The sequence below is a fragment of the Chryseobacterium sp. FG46 genome (genome assembly GCF_057809135.1).
In genome coordinates, this window is the sequence record NZ_JBMDJJ010000006.1 from 161,346 (window position 1) to 181,257 (window position 19,912).

Sequence of the window (19,912 nt, forward strand, 5' to 3'; positions counted from 1 at the left end):
GGCAAAATTTTAATATATGATAAATAAAATTGATTATGATTAGCAAAAATTTATTCAATTATAAAGCGTGGATACCTCCGGTTGCTGCTTTTTTTCTGGGAATAACCAGCATCAATGCACAGAATTCCAGGCCGAAAAAAGATAGCCTCCATGAAAAGGAACTTGATGAGGTAGTAGTGGTAGCGTACGGAAAAGCAAAAAGAAACAGCTATACCGGTTCTGTAGCTACAATTTCCAGCGATAAAATCAATAACAGACCAGTTACGAATATTACCAAAGCATTGGAAGGACAGGTTGCCGGAATTCAAACAACCAGTGCATCGGGACAGCCCGGCGCAGTTTCTACCATCCGCATCAGAGGAATTGGCTCAATCAGTGCTTCCAGTGATCCTTTATATGTAGTGGATGGAATTCCTTTTGACGGAAACCTGAACGCTATCAGCCCGAGTGATATAGAATCTATCAGTGTTCTGAAAGATGCTACAGCAAGTGCTTTGTATGGTTCAAGAGGTGCAAATGGGATTATTATCATCACTACAAAATCAGGTAAAAAAGGAGAAGCCAGAGTTAATTTTAATATCAGCCAGGGATTCTCCGGAAGAGCGGTGAAAGATTATCAACAGGTTAATACAGATCAGTATTTTCAACTCTATTGGGAAGCGCTGAGAAACGGATATCAGTCTGGCAAAGTTTCTTCTCAACAGGCTGCACAAATGGCAACAGATAATCTTGTTTCGACTCTTGGGATCAATCCATATGGCACTGCTTATCCAAAACCGGTAGGAACAGATGGAAAATTATTACCTGGTGCATCGCCGCTTTGGAATGATGACTGGAGAGATATTTTACAGAGAGTAGCTTCAAGAAATCAGGTGGATCTTGATATCAGCGGAGGAAGTGATAAAAGTAATTACTTCTTTTCACTGGGATATCTGGATGATAAAGGGATGGCGATTGAATCAGGATATAAAAGATATAATACCCGATTGAAGATCAATTCTGAAGTGAAAAAATGGCTTAATGTTGGAGTAAACCTGAATTATACAAACAGTATTCAGCAAGCGCCTACTTCTTCGGATTCCAAGGCGAGTAACATCATCAACGCAGCAAGATTTATTCCTTCATTCTATCCTTATTATGAAAGAAATGCAGATGGTACATATATTTTGGATGCTGATGGAAACCCGGTTTATGATTTTGGAAAATACAGGCCTACGAATGCGCTTCAGAATCAGAATGCCGCTGCAACACTGCCTTTAGACAAAAACGAAAACAAAGAAGATAACTTCTCCGGAAAAGGATTCATGGAATTCACTTTCTTGCCGGAGTTGAAATTCAAGACCAGCTTCTCTGTGGATTTAGTGAATTATAACGGACATTATTACTCAAATCCATTATTGGGGCAAGGTGCTGAAATAGGAGGTTCGGTAACGAAAACCAATACCAGAACACTTTCTTATACAACCAGCAATATTCTGACGTATGATAAAAAGTTTGGAAAACACCATGTTAATGCTTTAGCAGGGCACGAATTCTATAAATACGATTATCAGACCATTTCCGGAACAAGAAGTCAGTTTTCACTGCCTTATTACTATGAACCGGATGCTGCTTCTCTGTTAGGAAGCTTCAGTGGAAACAGTAATAAATTAAGCTTATTAAGTTTCCTTGGAAAAGTAGAGTATGATTATAATAATACCTATTTCCTGTCAGCTTCAGGAAGAGCAGACAGTTCTTCGAGATTTGCGAAAGATAACAGATGGGGGAGATTCTGGTCAGTGGGAGGTTCGTGGAAAATATCCAATGAGGAATTTATTAAAAGCCTGAATGTTTTCAATCAGCTGACATTGCGTGCCAGCTACGGAGGTCAGGGGAATGATAAATTACTTAGACCTAATGGGCAGCCGCTTTATTATGCGTATCAGGAGCTGTATAGATTTATAAGCCTTGGCGGAGAGCCGGGAACAACCCTTGAAAAGACTTCTACCAATAATGTGAAATGGGAAACCAACCTTAATTTAAATGTTGGATTGGAATTCGCGATTCTGAATAACAGAATTAAAGGAAATATCGAATATTTCAAAAGACAAAGCCAGGATCTTCTGTTTAATATGCCGGTTGCACCATCATTGGGAATCAGTGATTATCCTGCGAATATCGGAACCATCCAGAATACAGGATTTGAATTTTCATTATTTACAACACCTATTAAGAATGATGATTTTCAATGGAATGTAGATGTGAACCTAAGTACTTTAAACAATAAAGTTACCAAGTTACCCGGAGGTTCTCTTGTGGTAGGAACTAAATTGCTGACAGTAGGAGGTTCTGTATATGATTTCTTTATTCCGGAATGGGTTGGTGTGGATCCAGGCAATGGAAAACCCTTATGGAAAACTGTTACTACCAATGCCAGCGGAAACTCAGTGGAAGGAACAACTTCGGAATATTCAAAAGCTACAAAACTATTGCAAGGTTCTGCATTACCTAAGCTGACAGGTGGAATCAGTACAAGCATCACCTATAAGAATTTTGACTTTTCAGGATTGCTGACATTCAAAATCGGAGGAAAAATTTTAGATACCGATTATACTTCCATCATGCATAACGGAAGTGCAGGAGGGCGCGCGTGGAGTGCTGAAATGTTGAACAGGTGGACGCCTGATAATCCTTATACAGACGTTCCGGGATTGAGTACAACAACGAATAACTGGACCTCAACTTCTTCCAGATTCCTGTATTCCGGGACGTATGCAAGACTTAAAAATCTAAGCTTAGGATATACACTTCCTGAGGATTATTTTGAGAAAATAGGATTGAAAAAGTTCAGAATTTATATTCAGGCAGAAAACCTTCTGACTTTCTATAAACATAAAGGAATGGATCCTGAGCAGGCTTTGGACGGAACGACGTATTACAGATATCCTGCAATGAGAACAATCACTTTTGGCCTTCAGGCAACTCTTTAACCTTTAAAAATTGAAACAATGAAAAAATTAAAATACATATCATTTGCACTTATCGGGTTTTTGTCATTGACAAGCTGTGAAAATGATCTGGACACAGCTCCGACTGATCAGGCCAACAGCGTGGAGGTTTTCAAAACAGCTGAAAGTGCAGAAACTGTTGTAAATGGTACCTGGGCAAAGTTTAATAACGATGGAACAACCTATGCCAATATCGGTTATTCTACTGTTCTAAGAGCCAGTGATGCCATGGGAAGTGATGTGGCCGTATTGACCAATAAATATGGTTTTAGTTCTACTTATACCTTTACAGAAATGGTGAACAGTACAGCTAGCCGCCCGCTGTTTATATGGTCTTTATTGTATTCCACTATCAATAATATGAATAATGTGATTACAAGAATTGATGGAACGGAAGGAAGTCAGGAGAAAAAGAATCAGGTGAAAGGACAGGCAAAAGCATTACGTGCTTTCTGCTACCTTAATCTGGCGAGTTTTTATCAGTTCAGCTATCTGAAAGACAAATCAGCGCTTACTGCTCCTATTTACACTGAACCCTCCACGACAAGCACTGTAGGGAAGAAGAGAGCGAGTCTTGAAGAAATCTATACTCTGATTAAAAGTGATCTTACGGATGCTGATAACCTGTTGGAAAATTATACAAGAAATAATAAAGATAAAATCAACCGTTCTGTTGTGAATGGACTTCTGGCAAGAACCTACCTAAATACAGGAGAATGGAGCAAAGCTTCAGCATCTGCGAAAATTGCAAGAGAAGGGTTCCCATTGATGGCTCCGGAAAAATATAAGGATGGCTTCAATGATATCAACAATGCAGAATGGATCTGGGGACATGCACAGACACAGGAGCAGTCGGATGCGAGTTATGCTTTCCATTATCTGGATGTGTCTTCATCGGGAAGTTATTATTACAGTTTTATGGCAGACCCTTATTTTAAGGATCTTTTTGATACTAATGATATCAGATCTCAATTGTTTTCATGGGACGGGCAAAAAGGAAGAGAAGGATTGCTGAGGTATGCCAAATTTAAGTTTAAGCCAACCCTTATTGCAGATATTGTGTACATGAGAGCTGCTGAAATGTACCTGATCGAAGCTGAGGCCGAAGCCAGAAATGGAAATGTTCCTCAGGCAGTCGCAGTATTGAATCAGTTGAAATCTGCAAGAAATGCTAATGTTTATAATGGTTCATTGTCACAGAATGCAGTAGTAGATGCAGTTCTGATTGAAAGAAGAAAAGAATTGTTTGGAGAAGGATTCTCCCTTTCAGATATCATCAGAACTCAGGGTGCAGTAGTAAGAAAACCATTTGTAGATGCAGATGGTAAACCGATAAAAGTTCAGGTAACTACATCGGACGGAACGGTGAAAACAGTTGATGGTAGGGGACATTCTGTTCTTGATTTCCCGGATAAATCTGCTTTTGTACCGAACAGTAATTATTACTTATTCAGCATTCCACAAAGGGAGTTTGAGAATAACCCGAATTTATAGGATATAGTCCATAATTAGATTGATTTTTTAAGCCACTGCTTTTGCGGTGGTTTTTTTTTAGATTTTTTTCAAAAAATATTATCTCAATAAATCATATTTTCAAGAGCATTTCGGGATATTGTAATCTCTTACATACTCGAAATACAATAAAAATTCCTGCATCAATTGATGCAGGAATTTGAGAAATATTAAAGTTAGTGTTTTAAGAAGTATAAGCTTCTCGTTACAAAAGAATACTTATTTCCAAGCTAAACCTTGAACCTTTTCTATTTTATTGATTTTTTTACAGCACAAAAAAACATATTTTGTTTTGAAATTAAATTTTTTTAGATCTTTATTTTTCCATATGAATTTGGAATATAATAAAATCTTATTATTATAGTAGTTTTTTATAAAATAATTTCCTGAAACAAAATCATTAAAAACTTTACTCTGGTTCTCCTGATAGGGTATCCTTGTTTTTAATTTATGATATTGAATATAAATATCATGATCATTTATTGATACAGTAAGTTCGTTTGTTCCATCTGAATATTCAAACATGTAGGTATTTTCATCTTTATACAGCATAAACTTTCTGTATTCATTAATTTCTGTATTTTTCATATACAATTTATTTAAATGTAGTATGCTTCCAATATTTTGGATTTAAATAAATATGAGCATTAGTCTTTGTTGTAAAATTATTAAGATTAATGTGTGTTCTGTAACCGATTTTTGGAGAAGGTATATTATGTCTCTCAAATCTGAACATAAAAGTTTTAGCCTGGTTCATCCATTTTATAGAAAAAGTACTTTGTCCTCCTGATCTATAAACGAATTTTTCAAACATAAACTTACCTTTAGATAAAACCCTAACTCCTTTAAAAATTACTCCTCCACCTATTTCACTAACTGCAATATCAAAGCTGGGATCATATAAAGCTGGGCTCTGTAATCGAGTATCAAGTTTAATATTTAACCCAAAATCTCTTTTTCCACCACCTTCTGAGGCGGTAGCAAAACTATTTTGTACATCGGCAGTAGCAATTAATCTTAATTTTGGAGAACCTGTAGACTCAGGTTCATACAGATAATCTGTTTTATCTCCTCCCTTACTTCCAATTCTTTTAGTAGAACCATCTTTATTTAATAAATATTCATCATCATTATCTGTTGCTGTTTTCTCCATATGCAAAGTATGGTTAAGCCCTGCTACAACGCCACCAATCAAAGCACCTTGCCAGAAATTACCTCCTGTGAGCTCAGAGCCTATACCTCCTGCTGCTGCTCCAAAAGCAATAGTTCCTACTGTAGAGTTTGCAGCGCTCCCTGCAATTTCTCCAAAAGCCGAAGCACCTAAACTTCCTAAAGCTCCTGAAACAAAAGCCTGCTGAAAACCTTGGTTCTGCATCAAAGATAAGGCTCCCTGAGCTACACCATGTGCAACAGCTTTTACAACAACGGCTGCATCTCCCAAGCTTTTAGCAAACTGAGTGGCTGCTCCGGCTGTGGTACTAAAGACACTGCCTATTCCAAAAGTGACGGCTCCTGAGGCTGCCCCAAAGAATATAGCCTTCAATCCTCCTGCCAAAGATACTCCTTGATTGGTGATTGCTGCGGTAATCATATAGGATGTAAATCCAATATAAGCACCAATGATTACCGCTTTCCAAAATAAAACACCAAGTCCTAAAAACTGGAAAAACTCTCCGTTAGGATCATTGAACATTAATGGGTTATTCATTACATACCCATATTTATTATAATTCTGGGTATTAGTAGGATCCTGGATATTCTCATCTGCATTTAAGAATCTTCTGAGTAATGGATCGTACAATCTTCCATTCATATGGATGATTCCTACTTCCATGAAATGCTCATGACTTGTGTATCCTCTGTCTACAATGAGCTCCTTCGACAGGCTCAGGATGACATCTTTATCTGTAATAATAGCTCCATTTCCAATTTGAAGATGAGTGAAATTACCCCACGCATCAAAATGTCTTTGTTCCAGCTTGTTTCCGGCTTCATCACTGATGGCTAAAATACTTCCTATATAATCTTTATGCAAGAATTTATAAGAACCGCTGCTCTCTGTAAAATCCTTTAAATATACAATATTTGATTCATACGGTGTTCCTCCTATATAAAGGATGTGCTTCTCTTTTCCTGTTGTGTTGTCTTTTATGACTTCATAACTTCCATCTTCGTTGTAATATTTCGTGAATTTACCTTCTCCATCGACACTAAAGTTACCACCATAGGTTACTCTCTGTCTCATTGAAGTTAAGCCATACTGGAAGGCTACATCTCCTTTTCCTCCATCGATGAATACAGGATCATTATTTTCATTATAAACAATGCTCTGGATTAAGTCATTGTTATAGTTCTGTGTCCCTGCTGTATTCAGGGTCATTCCTGTTGGTTGATAGATTTTTGTAGAGTTTTCAAACTTAATGGTTCCTACCTGATCGTTTTGGGTAATTCTTCCTTTTACATCATAAACGTTTCTGTTGGCTGTTGGTTTTATTCCAGTTATAGGATTCGTCCAGTTCACCAAACGATTATTATCATCATAGTCAAAGGATTCCACAATATTGAAATCTCCTCCTGTAGTTCTGCTCTTCAGCTCATTTTTGATGGCATCAAAAGAGTAAGAAAGTTGCAAAATAGAAGGTTTTATCTGTGATGAATGATTAACACTCGTTAAGAAACCATAAGAATCATAAGTATTATTAATATCGGCTGCTCCTAATTTGGTTTTCAGTGCTTGTCCTTTAGCATTGGTTTCTTTGAGTTCCCAAAGAGCTTTGCCTGTAACTTTGTCTTTTACCTGATACAATTCACCGTTCCATGTGCTGTACACATTTTCTATTTGTACTTTGGTAAGAACCCCAGAAGAATACAATTGCTTTTCGTAAGAAATTACTCTTCCTTTATCATCGTAAGTAATGCCTTTCTGGATAAAATATTTTCCATTGCTACTTTCAGATGAAGATAAAATCCTTCCTTGTGGGTCATAGGAAATATTTGAGTTGTAAGTTTTTCCATTAGATGTACCATCTTTAGAAATTACCCTCCCTTTATTATCATAAGTATAGGAAATTGTCTTATTAGTAGCTTGTCCTCCATCTGTCGTAGAAAGTTCTTTCTGGGAAATTAATTGCCCAAGATTATTATACGTATATTCTTTAGTTCCTTTAGGACTAATAATCTTCTTCGGTTGCCCGAAACCGTCATACTCATATTTGTAGATTCCATTAGAAGGATCATTAAACTCTGATTTTCTACCCCATGAATCATATTTTGTGGTAACAATATTTTCTACATATTGAGCTTTGATCTGTTCTCCGGCTGCATTATAAGAGAATTGGATTGTTCCCCCTTTATCTGTCGAGGAAATTACATTTCCTAACGCATCAGTTGTTTTTGATGTGGTTCTTCCGTAGCCATTTATTTCTTTAACTGTAGTCATTAAACCGGAAACAGATGTTTCCATTTTCTTGCCATTGAATGCGGTAGATGTTACTTTAGCAGGGAACACGGAGTCGTCATACTCTACTATATTCCATTGATCTACCCCCTGTCCTTCATAAAAGGGTTCCGATTCTTTGATTTTTCTGCCTAATACATCATATTGAATTGCTTTTAAGATTGAGTAGCCTTGCTTAAAAGCTTTAGTGGAAGTCATGTATTCCTGACCTAATGCATTGGTATATTTTTTCGAAACATCACCATCAGGATCATTTTGAGTAATAATAATATTAGATTGTGAGTCTTTTTCGTACTGGTAGGTCGTTGTCCCTTCTAAATTACTTTTAGAGGTCAATAACTTACCCCAGTTATCATAGGTATTAATAAGGGTATTACCCAAGGGATCGGTTTGTTTTTTAATCTGACCCCAATCATTGTATTCAATATTTGTTTCCAGTCCTAAATTGTCAGTTTTCTTTATGACAAACCTTCCTTTAGGGTCATAATTACTTATTGTGGTCTGAGTTTGGGAGTCAATACTGTTGCTGATTGATTTATTTGTGATATTTCCAAAGCTATCATAATTGTATGTTTCAAGTAAATATCCGGTATTATCCCTGTTCCATATTTTTAACGTTTTTAAAAGGTTGTTCTCGTAAGTATATTCTTCTTTAGAGGATTTGGTATCACCATACGCCAGTATCATATCAGTCTTAGTTTTTGGACGTCCAATATAATAATCTGCACCAATTCCTGAAGGATTATTAATATATTCAAACGTTGATGTAGTGATACCATACCCATTATTAACATTAGAGATACTTTGGTTTGGTAAATAATAATCCCCATAAGTAACACTTCCGGTTGTAAGTATTCCGGCCATGAAATCTTTGGATTTTGTATTTTTCGGAACAATGGCTGTTACGACTTTAGGTTTATCCGTATCAGCCACGGTAGTTACCACCTGACCATTGATTAGCTTATCTACTTGATAAACTATGGATTTAAAACTTAATAACTGGGTATTATTCTCGGAAATATCTGCTGGAAATATTTTACTTTCATCATTGGTTCTGATCGACCATTCTTTTACAGGGAGTCCGTCATTCAACGGATCAATCTCTGTTCCTGCCCATACTTTGGTATTTTCAAATCCATCGGAATACCAAGAAGAACGGGCTGTCTGACGATAGCCAACAAATCCTTTTCCTGTATTGTGATTCAAAAATCCTCTGTATCGGAAATCCTGATACAGTACCTTACCTTGAGAAATCATTTTATTTATTTGAGCCACCGCAAATGATTTTGGTAGTTTGGATGATTCGTAATAAGGATATTCTTCTTTTTTTGTAGGTAAATAAAAATTAGGATTAATATCCTGGTTCAGTTCTTTATAAACAACATTAAGTGTTGTTCCTCCCTGTTCTATGGATTTGATTCTTGATAAGGTAGTCAGAGAGGGGTGGTTATAATATTGTGAATAGTTTTCTGTACATCCTGTACAATTGGCAGGCTTCCCAACAAGTATAAGCTGTTGGTGAGTGTTATTCATTGTTATTTGGTTAAAGGCAATGGCTTTTTGCGGATAGCTGTTTGTCCACACTCTTGTTTTATAGAAAGTATACTTACTGCTGGTATCTGTACCTTGGTGGATGCTGTAATTGTCTATTTTGTTGAGTGAATAGACGGAGACCTGCGACAAAGTGTTTTCCTGATCGTTGTGAGCATCCCACTCATGCTCCTCATACTGGACTTCTGTAACGATAAATTCTGATTTTCCATCTCCATCAATATCATTAACATCATAATTAAAATAGCTCAGTTTTACACGGTCACAGCTATTTCCTAAAAATCCGCTATGACTGTCTTTGAAATATACCGTTGCATTAGCCTGAAATGGAGCTAAAGCTATGGTAGAAGTTGTAAAGATCTTACCATCAGAGATCAATAGCTTCCATTGGTTGGTGTTATTGCTTGCAGGGATCAATAGATCAGCTTTATTATCTCCATTAAAATCGGCAAAGAAACTATGTCCGTGCATCATGGAAAGAGATTGTCCTGCAAAGTTTCCAACAGTTGATTTTGTATATGAACCCGAAGATGATTTTACAACATTATAGGCATTTAAAATTTCTCCGGTAGAATTTTTGATTTCAATAATATCCTGTACGCCATCTCCATTCAGATCTGCAAAAAGTCTGACAGGTTTATTGATTGAGATATTAGTTCCTGCCTCCTGATCCAAAACATAGAAACTGTTATCCGATGCAGAGTTTTGATCTAAATCATACAATAGGGTTGTATAAAATTGTGTTGTAACTGTATAATCGTTCGGATTGGCTGGTTGTTGAGGAGCTCCACTACCTCCCGTTGGATCTGTTGGGTCAGTTGGTTGGAAAATACTTGGATCTGTACAGGTTAATGTTCTGCTTATATTCAACAAGACTTCAGAAACTCCGTCTCCATTATGATCGTAAGCATTGGCTGAAACTGTAAAGAAATTATAATTACAAAACCAGCCATCAATTTTATACATATCATCTCCCACAAAATACTGATCATGCTGTAATGTTTTTGAATACTCGAAAACCAGTTGTTGGCTTGTAACATCAACAGAATAAATCTGGAGCTCTATATCAAACATATCTGGCTGCGACGTTTCTTTTTTAACAGGAACGACCAAGCCAATATTATTTTTGATATAATTGTCTTTTTTAAATGTAATAGGAGTAGCTCTGCTAAAGTCCCCCGAAGTAAACTTAGAGGAATCATAACTTAATGTAACCTCAGATACGCCTTTATAGAGCGAGCTTCTGTATTTCAAAACGCCATTAGAGATAAATTCAATATAATCGGTTTCTCCATCTAAATTAAAGTCTGCATATTTTTTAGTTCCATTGGTTGCACTAAAAGATTGGTAAGGAATATATTCTGTAGCATTATTTTGTTCGTAATTAAAAATAACCGGGTTTGCAGCAATATTTTCGGCATTGTATTCGGTAATTTTCTTAGCAAACTGATAGCTTGTACCATTATCTGCATATTCAATAGTATATCTTTTAAATTGGTTTCCATTGGATTTTACAACAATATCTTTTAATAGTTTATTTTGTATAAACTCAATACCACTTAAGTAGTTAATTTCTTTTAAGGTTCTTGTATCGAAATAATTGAATTCAATAGTATTAAAATGAGGCTTACCCAATGGTTCGTTTCCTCCCCACTGAACACTTGAGATTACGGCAACATTATCTGATTGTGTATAATTATACGTAATATAGTTTCCCTTTATATCCTTCCATTTTACTATATTATACTCTAGTGGAGTTCTTGCAGAGCTTGATCCTAAGGCTATACCACCATACCAAGCCTGTGAGCCATCTTCAAAAGTTATTTCCCAATATTCGGGACCTTTCCACATTTGTCCTGCAATGGCTCCTATTGATTTTATTTTGATGTTAGAATATTTTTCAGTAACATATTCTGCTCCATCTTTTCCATATTCACCAGACTTTAGGACTAATCTCTGCCCATTAAAGCTATAATAATCAGAATAGTCAGCCTGAATGCCTTTAACAGATCCATCCTTATCAATATTCTTGCTTATTCTTGAAATTGCTGTTATTCCCGAAATATTCCATGAATAACCTGCTATTCCATTAGGGGAGCCACTTGTATACACTAAGTTAATTTGTGGTGCAACGCTTTTTACGCCTGGTGGTAGCGCAATAGCCTGGCTAAATTGAAGCTGACCACTGGAGGTAACATCAACATCCCCCTTTGTGTCGTGGAAGCTCTTTCCATCCGGTACTGTCGTTCCCGATGGGTTTGTAGCTCCTGCTCCCGAATCCACAGGTCCCCCTCCCGGATTCTCAGTACCTGGACCAATTTTAGCTACAAATGGATTCGATGAACTGGAAGAAGCACGAAATCCTGGTGCCAGTACCACTGTTTGTGGATCCTGAACCGTTCTCGAAGTACTCTCTGCCTGATACAGTATGGTTTGTGAAAAACCTAATACTGAACATAAAGACAGTATGAATGATGAAAATACTTGTATTTTCTTATCGTAAAGTTTCATGGTTATCTATCGTTTGGTAATGTTTTTACTGAAAACTCTGCCGTCTTTTAGGGTAAAGCGCACAACATACACTCCCCAGTCATAAGCCGTCATATTGATCTTAACCTGGCGGTTTAAGTCTGGGATATTCTGTTGCTGAAATTTCCAGTGAACTGTACTGTGTTGATACAATGAAACAGATTCTATGAGTCCATCTACTTCTTCTGTCCAGTCTATGGTAAGATAATCATTAACAGGAACCGGATAGAGGCGTATTTGCTTCCAGAATGTTTTTTCATCAATAACAGGTGTTTGCTTGGCAACGGCAGCTACCATTACTTGTTCCTGCAATTTAGAAGCGGTTTCTTCTGCTGTTTTGCCGGCGGCATCAATTCCCCTGTATCTCTGGTTTCCGGCTTCATCATACTTGAAATACACTTCAGTTTGGGAAAAACCGAAAAAGCCAATCATCAGCGATGATAGCGAGAGTAGTTTTCTTTTCATTTGCTATTAGTTTTTTGTTGATAGCAATTGTTGAACCTGTTTTTCCAGCTTTTCAATTTTAGCAGATTGTGCTTTTAAAACCTTATTTTCATTCTGAAGTTGTTTAAGCTGTTCTGACTGTTGTTTTATCTGTTTATTCTGGTCAATTGAATACAGTGTAAGCTCTTCTATTTTTTGTAAAAGTTTAATCTGAAACTCACCCACATTTACGCCCTCTTTTTCCATAACTTTAGCAGAAGCAATTTCAGGAAGATGCTTTTTTTCTTTGATGTGTTTTTCAACTTCTTCTAATGTTGGAAGATCGTATTTTTCATCAAATACAAAATCAGCAGTAGGAGTTAGAGTAACCTTTACTTCTTTAGCTTCAAATTTGCCCTGTAATGAAGCATTTCCATTAGGTTTAATGGCAAGTTGTACTTTCTTGTTTGTGATAAAATTAATCGCTCCAAAATCCGTGGATGAAGTCTCATTTTCAATATTAAAGTCATTATAAGTTCCGTACCTGAAGCCAGTGCCTGTATATGAAGAATTTACTTCCAGATTAGCAGTAGTGCTATTATATGCTAAACTGACTATAGCGCTACCTCCGGTTTGTCCTACAGAAGTAAACTTTCCCAGAGACAAATTTTGGTTATTGATGTTATTCTGAGCTACATGCAATTTAGCATCGGGACTTGTTGCTCCTATTCCCACATTCCCATTAGACTTTATTCGAATCCCTTCAATATTGTTAGATTTCAAAACCAATGGTTGGGAATCTGTCGTTCCAATAAAATGTGTCGAAGGATTAGTTCCGGAATTTCCTGTGGTATTCCAACTTTGGGCAAATGTAAAGGATGAAACTAATAAGGCCATCGAAAATAATTGTGTTTTCATAATTATTAATTAAAATTTATTTTTTGTAAAACTATAACTGCAAGGCGACAAATGACGTCGTGTTTCATGAGAATTTTATTACTAATAATTGGGGTCAATGTCTCGATTGATTTTTTTTTTTTTTTTTTTTTACGAATTTACAAAAAAATACATTTTTTTTGTTTTTTTTAATCAAATATTAATATTTTTTAATAGATAATAATCAGTTTTATGTTTTTTTAATGAATATTTAATTTTTTATATACGTAATTGTTTATATAATGTTTTTTGATTAAATTTATTACAATTAATATAAGTTACTGCTAAAATTATTTTTTTTACTGGAAAGCTAATATCATGAACTTTTACCCATTTTAGAAAAAATCTCTACCTTTGTACCCATGAACCTCTTAAGATGGATATTGGCAATTTACTTCATGGCGCTATCATTGATGCCATGTGCTGATGTGTCTCATCCGCAGAATTCGGTAGAGAATAAGGTCTCATTAAGCATTCATGGTGTTCATTCTACAGAAAAAGGAGACGTCTGTTCTCCGCTGTGTGCATGCAGCTGTTGTCAGATAACGGTTTCAGCATTTAAAATGGATCCTTTGTTGGAAATTCCAGAGCAGATTCCTGCTTATTTTTCAAAGAAGATCTTATTCCACAAAAACGACTTTGCTTACCAGGTTTACGATCCTATCTGGCAGCCTCCTAAAATTTAATTTTTATTGATTTTTTAGAAAGTTATGCTTTCTAATACTTATTCGTGCTTGAAACTTTGCAATACCATTGCAGAGGTTTTCAGGATATTTTTGCTGCAGTATTTCATACTGTGTGCATTCACTTTTCAATAAAAATTAAATACAAATCGTGTTAGATAAAATCATAAAATTCAGTATTAAAAATAAGGTGATCATTGGATTGATGACCCTGGTGCTGATCATCTGGGGAACGTGGAGTGCCACCAGATTGCCAATAGATGCTGTACCGGATATTACCAACAATCAGGTGCAGATCATTACCGTATGTCCTACATTGGCAGGGCAGGAAGTGGAACAGCTGGTTACCTTTCCCATTGAGCAGAGCATTGCCAATGTTCCCGATATTCAGGAAACAAGAAGTATTTCGAGATTCGGACTTTCTGTGATTACTGTGGTGTTCAAAGAAAATGTAGATGTGTACTTTGCCAGACAGCTCATTAATGAACAGCTGAAAAACGCAGTGGAAGAAATTCCGAAAGGAGTAGGAACTCCCGAGCTGGCTCCTGTAAGTACAGGTCTTGGAGAAGTATACCAGTATATTCTTCACCCTAAAAAAGGAAGTGAAAAGAAATACAATGCTAAAGAACTCCGTACCATGCAGGACTGGATCGTTCGCAGACAGCTGAACGGAACACCGGGAGTGGCGGAGATCAACAGTTTTGGTGGTGAATTAAAGCAATATGAAGTCGCTATTGATCCCAATCGGTTAAAAGCAATGGGAACAAGCATTACCGAAATTTTTACAGCGCTTGAAAAAAACAATCAGAATACCGGGGGAGCTTATATTGATAAAAAGCCCAACGCCTATTTCATCCGTGGAATTGGTTTGGTAACTTCACTTGAGGATATCAAAAATATTGCAGTTAAAAATGAAACGGGAAGCGTTCCGATCTTTATAAAAGACGTTGCCGATGTTCGTTTAGGAAGTGCCGTTCGTTACGGAGCATTAACGTATAATGGAAAAGTAGATGCTGTGGGTGGAGTTGTGATGATGCTGAAAGGAGCCAACAGTAATGAAGTTGTGAGCAATATCAAAGCAAAAATTCCTACTATTCAGAAATCTCTTCCGGATGATGTTGTCATTGAGCCGTTTCTGGACAGAACAGATCTTGTAGACAGAGCCATCAATACCGTACAGAAAAATCTCATCGAGGGAGCTTTAATTGTTATTTTCGTTCTTGTGATTTTTTTAGGAAATCTGAGAGCCGGGCTTATCGTTGCTTCAGCCATTCCGCTTTCCTTGCTGTTTGCATTGGGAATGATGAATGTTTTCGGGGTAAGCGCCAACCTGATGAGCCTTGGAGCCATAGATTTCGGGTTGATTGTAGATGGTGCCGTAATTATTGTAGAAGCCACTTTACATCATTTAGGCGTAAGAAAATCTACTCGTGCTTTGACACAGTCTGAAATGGATGAAGAAGTTTTCCTTTCTGCATCAAAAATTCGGAGCAGTGCCGCCTTTGGAGAAATCATCATCCTTATTGTCTACATCCCGATTCTTACTCTCGCGGGTGTAGAAGGAAAAATGTTTACCCCAATGGCAAAAACAGTAGGATTTGCCATTCTGGGAGCTTTGATTCTGTCACTGACCTACATTCCGATGATGAGTGCTCTCTTTTTATCTAAGAAAATATCCCACAAGGAAACCTTCTCTGATAAAATGATGAACCGTCTTCAAAAGGTATATCAGCCATTATTACAGAAAGCAATTAAAATCAAATATATCATTGTATCAGCAACGGCTGTCGTGTTTCTTATTTCTGCTTTTATTTTTAAAAATATGGGAGGCGAATTTATTCCGCAGCTGCAGGAAGGCGATTTTGCATTCCACTGTATTTTACCACAGGGAAGCTCTTTGAGTCAGAGTATTGAAACTTCCATGCAGGCCTCAAGATTGATCAGGCAATTTGATGAGGTGAAAATGGTCGTCGGAAAAACCGGCTCAGCTGAAGTTCCTACAGACCCGATGCCCCCTGAAGCCACTGATATGATCGTTGTATTGAAACCACAAAGCGAATGGAAAACCAAGAAATCCTACAATGAACTGGCAGATGAGATCAGTGAAAAACTGGAAACGATTCCCGGAGTATTTTTTGAGAAAAACCAGCCTATTCAGATGCGTTTCAATGAGTTGATGACCGGGATCAGACAGGATGTGGCGGTAAAAATCTTTGGAGAAAATTTGGATTCTTTGGCAGTGTATGCAGATAAAGTTGGTAAAATCATTCAGACTGTAGATGGAGCTACAGCACCTCAGATTGAAAGAGTGAGTGGTCTTCCACAGATCAATGTACAATATGACAGAACAAGAATTGCCAATTATGGTTTGAATATCGAAGATGTCAACAATGCAGTAAGTACAGCCTTTGCAGGAAAAGCTGCCGGACAGGTTTTTGAAAATGAAAGACGTTTTGATCTGGTTGTCCGCCTGGACAGTCTTCACAGAACCGATATTTCAGATGTGAATAACCTTATGATCACTTCTGCTGCCGGAGCACAGATTCCATTGTCACAGGTCGCTAATATCAGTTACAAATTAGGACCTGCACAGATCAGTCGTGAGCAGGGAAAACGTAGAATTGTGATCGGATTCAACGTGAAAGACCGGGATGTGGAAAGTGTGGTGAAAGATATTCAGGCCAAACTGGAGAAAGTGAAACTGCCTTCCGGATACTACTTTACCTACGGAGGACAGTTTGAAAACCTTCAGGAAGCAAGCAAACGCTTGCTGATCGCTGTTCCGGTATCATTACTTCTTATTTTTATGCTGTTGTATTTTACCTTCCGCTCGTTTAAACAGGCTGCATTGATCTTTACAGCCATTCCGATGAGTGCCATTGGCGGTGTATTCGCGCTTTTAATAAGAGATATGCCGTTCAGTATCAGTGCAGGAATCGGATTTATTGCCCTTTTTGGAGTAGCAGTATTGAACGGAATAGTTTTGATCGGAACATTCAACCAATTAGAAAAAGACGGTGAAACTGATATTCTGAAAAGAGTATTTGAAGGAACAAAAACCAGATTAAGACCTGTATTGATGACGGCTACCGTAGCTTCACTAGGATTTTTGCCAATGGCTATTTCCACCGGAGCAGGAGCAGAAGTACAGAAACCTTTGGCTACAGTAGTGATTGGAGGGCTGGTAACAGCAACCTTCCTCACCCTATTCGTTTTACCGATGCTGTACATCATTTTTAACACCAGGATTTTGAAACGAAGAAATAATAGAACGGGAATGTTTACAGCAGTTCTTGTTGTAGGACTGATGATGCTGGGACAGACTTTTAAAGCACAGTCCAGAACTGTTTCTGTGGAACAGGCGGTAGAACAGGCTGTGAATAATAACTTAACCCTGCAGTCAAAAGACTTAAGTATTAAATCCGCTGAAGCATTGAGGGCAACTGCAAAAGAACTTCCTAAGTTGAGCTTTGAAGTACAGCTCGGACAGTACAACAGTCCGAAGTTTGATCAGTCGTTTGCTATATCACAAAGTATTCCTTTTCCAACATTGTTTAAAGCAAGAAAAGAATTAATCAATGAGAATATTAAAAGCAAGCAGATTGATAAAGAAATTACGGCGAATGAACTGATAAAACAGGTCCGCACCTATTATTATCAGATTGAATATCTTCAGTATAACAAAGCCCAGCTGACCAGTCTGGATCAATATTATGAGGAATTCATCAGAATTGCAACCGTAAGATTCAAAGCAGGTGATATCAAGAAAATAGAAATCAGTACTGCAGAAACCCAGAAGGGAGAAATTGATCTGCTGCTCAGACAAAATGAAGTCTTTCTGAATAATGCTTATAAGAATTTAAAGACCCTGATGAACACTTCAGAAGATATTGAAGTTCCGTTTAATAAAGATTATGCTCCTTTAAAAGCAGAAAATGTGCTCGATAGCGCTGTGGTTGCCAATAATCCTACGGTAAAAGCTTTTTACCAGGAAATGGAAATTGCAGAAAAAAATAAAAAAGTTGAAAAATCACTGGGGCTTCCCGATTTCAGTTTAGGATATACCAACCAGTCTTTGATAGGTTTTCATACCATCAACGGGCAGGAGAATTTTTATAACTCAGGGAAACGTTTTCAGTCGGCAACAGTAGGCGTAGCAATTCCATTAACATTTGGGGCGACGAAAGCAAGAATTCAGTCATTGGAATATGAAAAACAGGTCGCTGAAACCAATGCCAAAATGCAGCAGAAACAGCTTTCTGCTCAGTTGGAAAACGCCTTCAGTCAGTATCAGCAGGACCTGCAGCAATACGATTACTATACAGACCAGGCGCTGCCTAATGCAGAGAAAATTGTAAAAGCAGCTCAGTTAGGATATAAAACAGGAGAAATCTCTTATGTGGAATATCTTTTTGCCCTGCAGACTGCTACCAACATCCAGTTGAAATACCTGGAATCTATCCAGCAGGTGAACCAATCTGTTGTAACCATAAATTCAATCATTAATAAATAATATGAAAGTTTTGAAATACAGCATCAAACAAAATACATTCTCAGATATGAAACTCAAATATAATATCATACCCATTATCTTGTTCTCAATGTTATTAACAAGCTGTGGAAAAAAAGAAGCTTCTGAAGAAAAAGCTCCTGAAAAAACAGAGCAGAAAGAGCAGGCACATGAAGAAGCTCCACAAACAATAGCTTCACTCACAGAAGAGCAGATGAACTCTGTAGGAGTGGCTTTAGGAACTGTGGAAATGAAAGAGCTGACATCAACGATAAAAGCAAATGGTTTGCTGAGCGTACCGAACAGCAATAAAGCAACCATTACTTCGCTGTATGGAGGAATCATCAAAACCATCAATATTCAGGTAGGAAGTATCGTGAAGAAAGGGCAGGTGATTGCTACCATTGCCAACCCGGAATATATCCGGCTTCAGGAAGATTACCTGACGACCAATAGCAGAATTACTTATGCAGAGCAGGAATACAGAAGACAGAGAGAACTTTTTGATAATGATGCAGGCGCGAAGAAAAATCTTCAGAGTGCCGATGCGGAACTTAAAACCTTAAGAACAAAAAGAGCATCCCTTTTAAAACAGCTTCAGATGATGGGAATAAGCCCGGGAAAAGTAAGCAATGGAAATATGAAATCCGGTTTGGTCATCACAGCACCCATCAGCGGGACAATTAGTAGTATTACAGCCCAGATCGGAAGTTATGTGGATATTTCTTCTCCCGTGGCCACAGTGATTGATAACGGCTCCATTCATCTCGACCTTCAGGTGTTTGAAAAAGATCTTCCTAAAATGAGAGTAGGACAGATTGTTCATTTTAAACTGACCAACAATCCGGAAACCGAATATGATGCAAGAATTTACAGCATAGGATCTTCTTTTGAAAACGAAAGCAAAACCATTTCTATGCATTGCGAAGTAATCGGAAACAAATCCGGATTGATTGACGGAATGAATATTACCGGAATCGTGAGCCTTGATAAAAGTACCACACCTGCAGTGCCTACAGAGGCTATTGTAGAAGCCGACGGGAAATATTTTGTGTTTGTTCAGACCGATAAAAAAGCGGAAGAAGAACACGAAGAAAAAGGAAAACCTCATCCGAAAACCTTAAACTTTGAGAAAATAGAAGTGGTAAAAGGAACTTCCGATATGGGATATACTGCCGTAACTCCGGTAGGAAATATTCCTGACCATGCAAAAATAGTAGTAAAAGGAGCATTTTTCGTGAATGCAAAACTGGTGAATTCAGGAGAACACGAACATTAATGAAAGCAGCCGGAATCCGTAATATGTCGATTTTTATCCTTACAT

General features: G+C 37.4%; 9 protein-coding genes. 5 read left to right on the forward strand and 4 right to left on the reverse strand.

Annotated elements, in window-relative coordinates; genetic code table 11:
* The first annotated feature begins 35 nt into the window (after positions 1–35).
* The gene (locus tag ACODR7_RS06845; protein WP_488838283.1) at positions 36–2,969 is read left to right on the forward strand and encodes a SusC/RagA family TonB-linked outer membrane protein; all 2,934 of its coding nucleotides are present in this window, start codon (positions 36–38) and stop codon (positions 2,967–2,969) included.
* 18 nt (positions 2,970–2,987) lie between these two features.
* A complete protein-coding gene (locus ACODR7_RS06850; protein WP_488838285.1) occupies positions 2,988–4,481 on the forward strand; it encodes a RagB/SusD family nutrient uptake outer membrane protein in 1,494 nt (497 codons plus the stop codon).
* A gap of 237 nt (positions 4,482–4,718) precedes the next feature.
* Here ACODR7_RS06850 and ACODR7_RS06855 read toward each other — a convergent pair whose 3' ends face one another.
* The 4 genes from ACODR7_RS06855 to ACODR7_RS06870 are packed head-to-tail and all read right to left on the reverse strand — an operon-like array spanning position 4,719 to position 13,377.
* The gene (locus tag ACODR7_RS06855; protein WP_488838287.1) at positions 4,719–5,087 is read right to left on the reverse strand and encodes a hypothetical protein; all 369 of its coding nucleotides are present in this window, start codon (positions 5,085–5,087) and stop codon (positions 4,719–4,721) included.
* Between the two features lie 7 nt (positions 5,088–5,094).
* Positions 5,095–12,018, reverse strand: coding sequence for an RHS repeat-associated core domain-containing protein (locus tag ACODR7_RS06860; RefSeq protein ID WP_488838288.1), 6,924 nt, complete (start codon positions 12,016–12,018; stop codon positions 5,095–5,097).
* Positions 12,019–12,024: 6 nt separating this feature from the next.
* Positions 12,025–12,501: a T9SS type A sorting domain-containing protein gene (locus tag ACODR7_RS06865; RefSeq protein ID WP_488838289.1), complete on the reverse strand. Its 477-nt coding sequence runs from the start codon at positions 12,499–12,501 to the stop codon at positions 12,025–12,027.
* Positions 12,502–12,507: 6 nt separating this feature from the next.
* Entirely contained in the window at positions 12,508–13,377 is an 870-nt protein-coding gene (locus ACODR7_RS06870) for a cell wall anchor protein (protein ID WP_488838291.1), read from the reverse strand.
* Positions 13,378–13,757: 380 nt separating this feature from the next.
* Between ACODR7_RS06870 and ACODR7_RS06875 the strand changes: the two genes are divergently transcribed.
* The 3 genes from ACODR7_RS06875 to ACODR7_RS06885 all read left to right on the forward strand — a co-directional run bounded on the left by ACODR7_RS06875 (position 13,758) and on the right by ACODR7_RS06885 (position 19,867).
* A complete protein-coding gene (locus ACODR7_RS06875; protein WP_488838292.1) occupies positions 13,758–14,081 on the forward strand; it encodes a DUF6660 family protein in 324 nt (107 codons plus the stop codon).
* 148 nt (positions 14,082–14,229) lie between these two features.
* On the forward strand, positions 14,230–18,591 hold the full coding sequence (locus tag ACODR7_RS06880; protein WP_488838293.1) for a CusA/CzcA family heavy metal efflux RND transporter: 4,362 nt from the start codon (positions 14,230–14,232) through the stop codon (positions 18,589–18,591).
* 46 nt (positions 18,592–18,637) lie between these two features.
* Positions 18,638–19,867, forward strand: coding sequence for an efflux RND transporter periplasmic adaptor subunit (locus ACODR7_RS06885; protein WP_488838294.1), 1,230 nt, complete (start codon positions 18,638–18,640; stop codon positions 19,865–19,867).
* The last annotated feature ends 45 nt before the right edge of the window (positions 19,868–19,912 follow it).

Bases quoted from the DNA above. Each gene is read 5' to 3' on its own strand.
- ACODR7_RS06845 (WP_488838283.1), top strand. From the start codon at position 36: ATGATTAGCAAAAATTTATTCAATTATAAAGCGTGGATACCTCCGGTT.
- ACODR7_RS06850 (WP_488838285.1), top strand. From the start codon at position 2,988: ATGAAAAAATTAAAATACATATCATTTGCACTTATCGGGTTTTTGTCA.
- ACODR7_RS06855 (WP_488838287.1), bottom strand. From the start codon at position 5,087: ATGAAAAATACAGAAATTAATGAATACAGAAAGTTTATGCTGTATAAA.
- ACODR7_RS06860 (WP_488838288.1), bottom strand. From the start codon at position 12,018: ATGAAACTTTACGATAAGAAAATACAAGTATTTTCATCATTCATACTG.
- ACODR7_RS06865 (WP_488838289.1), bottom strand. From the start codon at position 12,501: ATGAAAAGAAAACTACTCTCGCTATCATCGCTGATGATTGGCTTTTTC.
- ACODR7_RS06870 (WP_488838291.1), bottom strand. From the start codon at position 13,377: ATGAAAACACAATTATTTTCGATGGCCTTATTAGTTTCATCCTTTACA.
- ACODR7_RS06875 (WP_488838292.1), top strand. From the start codon at position 13,758: ATGAACCTCTTAAGATGGATATTGGCAATTTACTTCATGGCGCTATCA.
- ACODR7_RS06885 (WP_488838294.1), top strand. From the start codon at position 18,638: ATGAAACTCAAATATAATATCATACCCATTATCTTGTTCTCAATGTTA.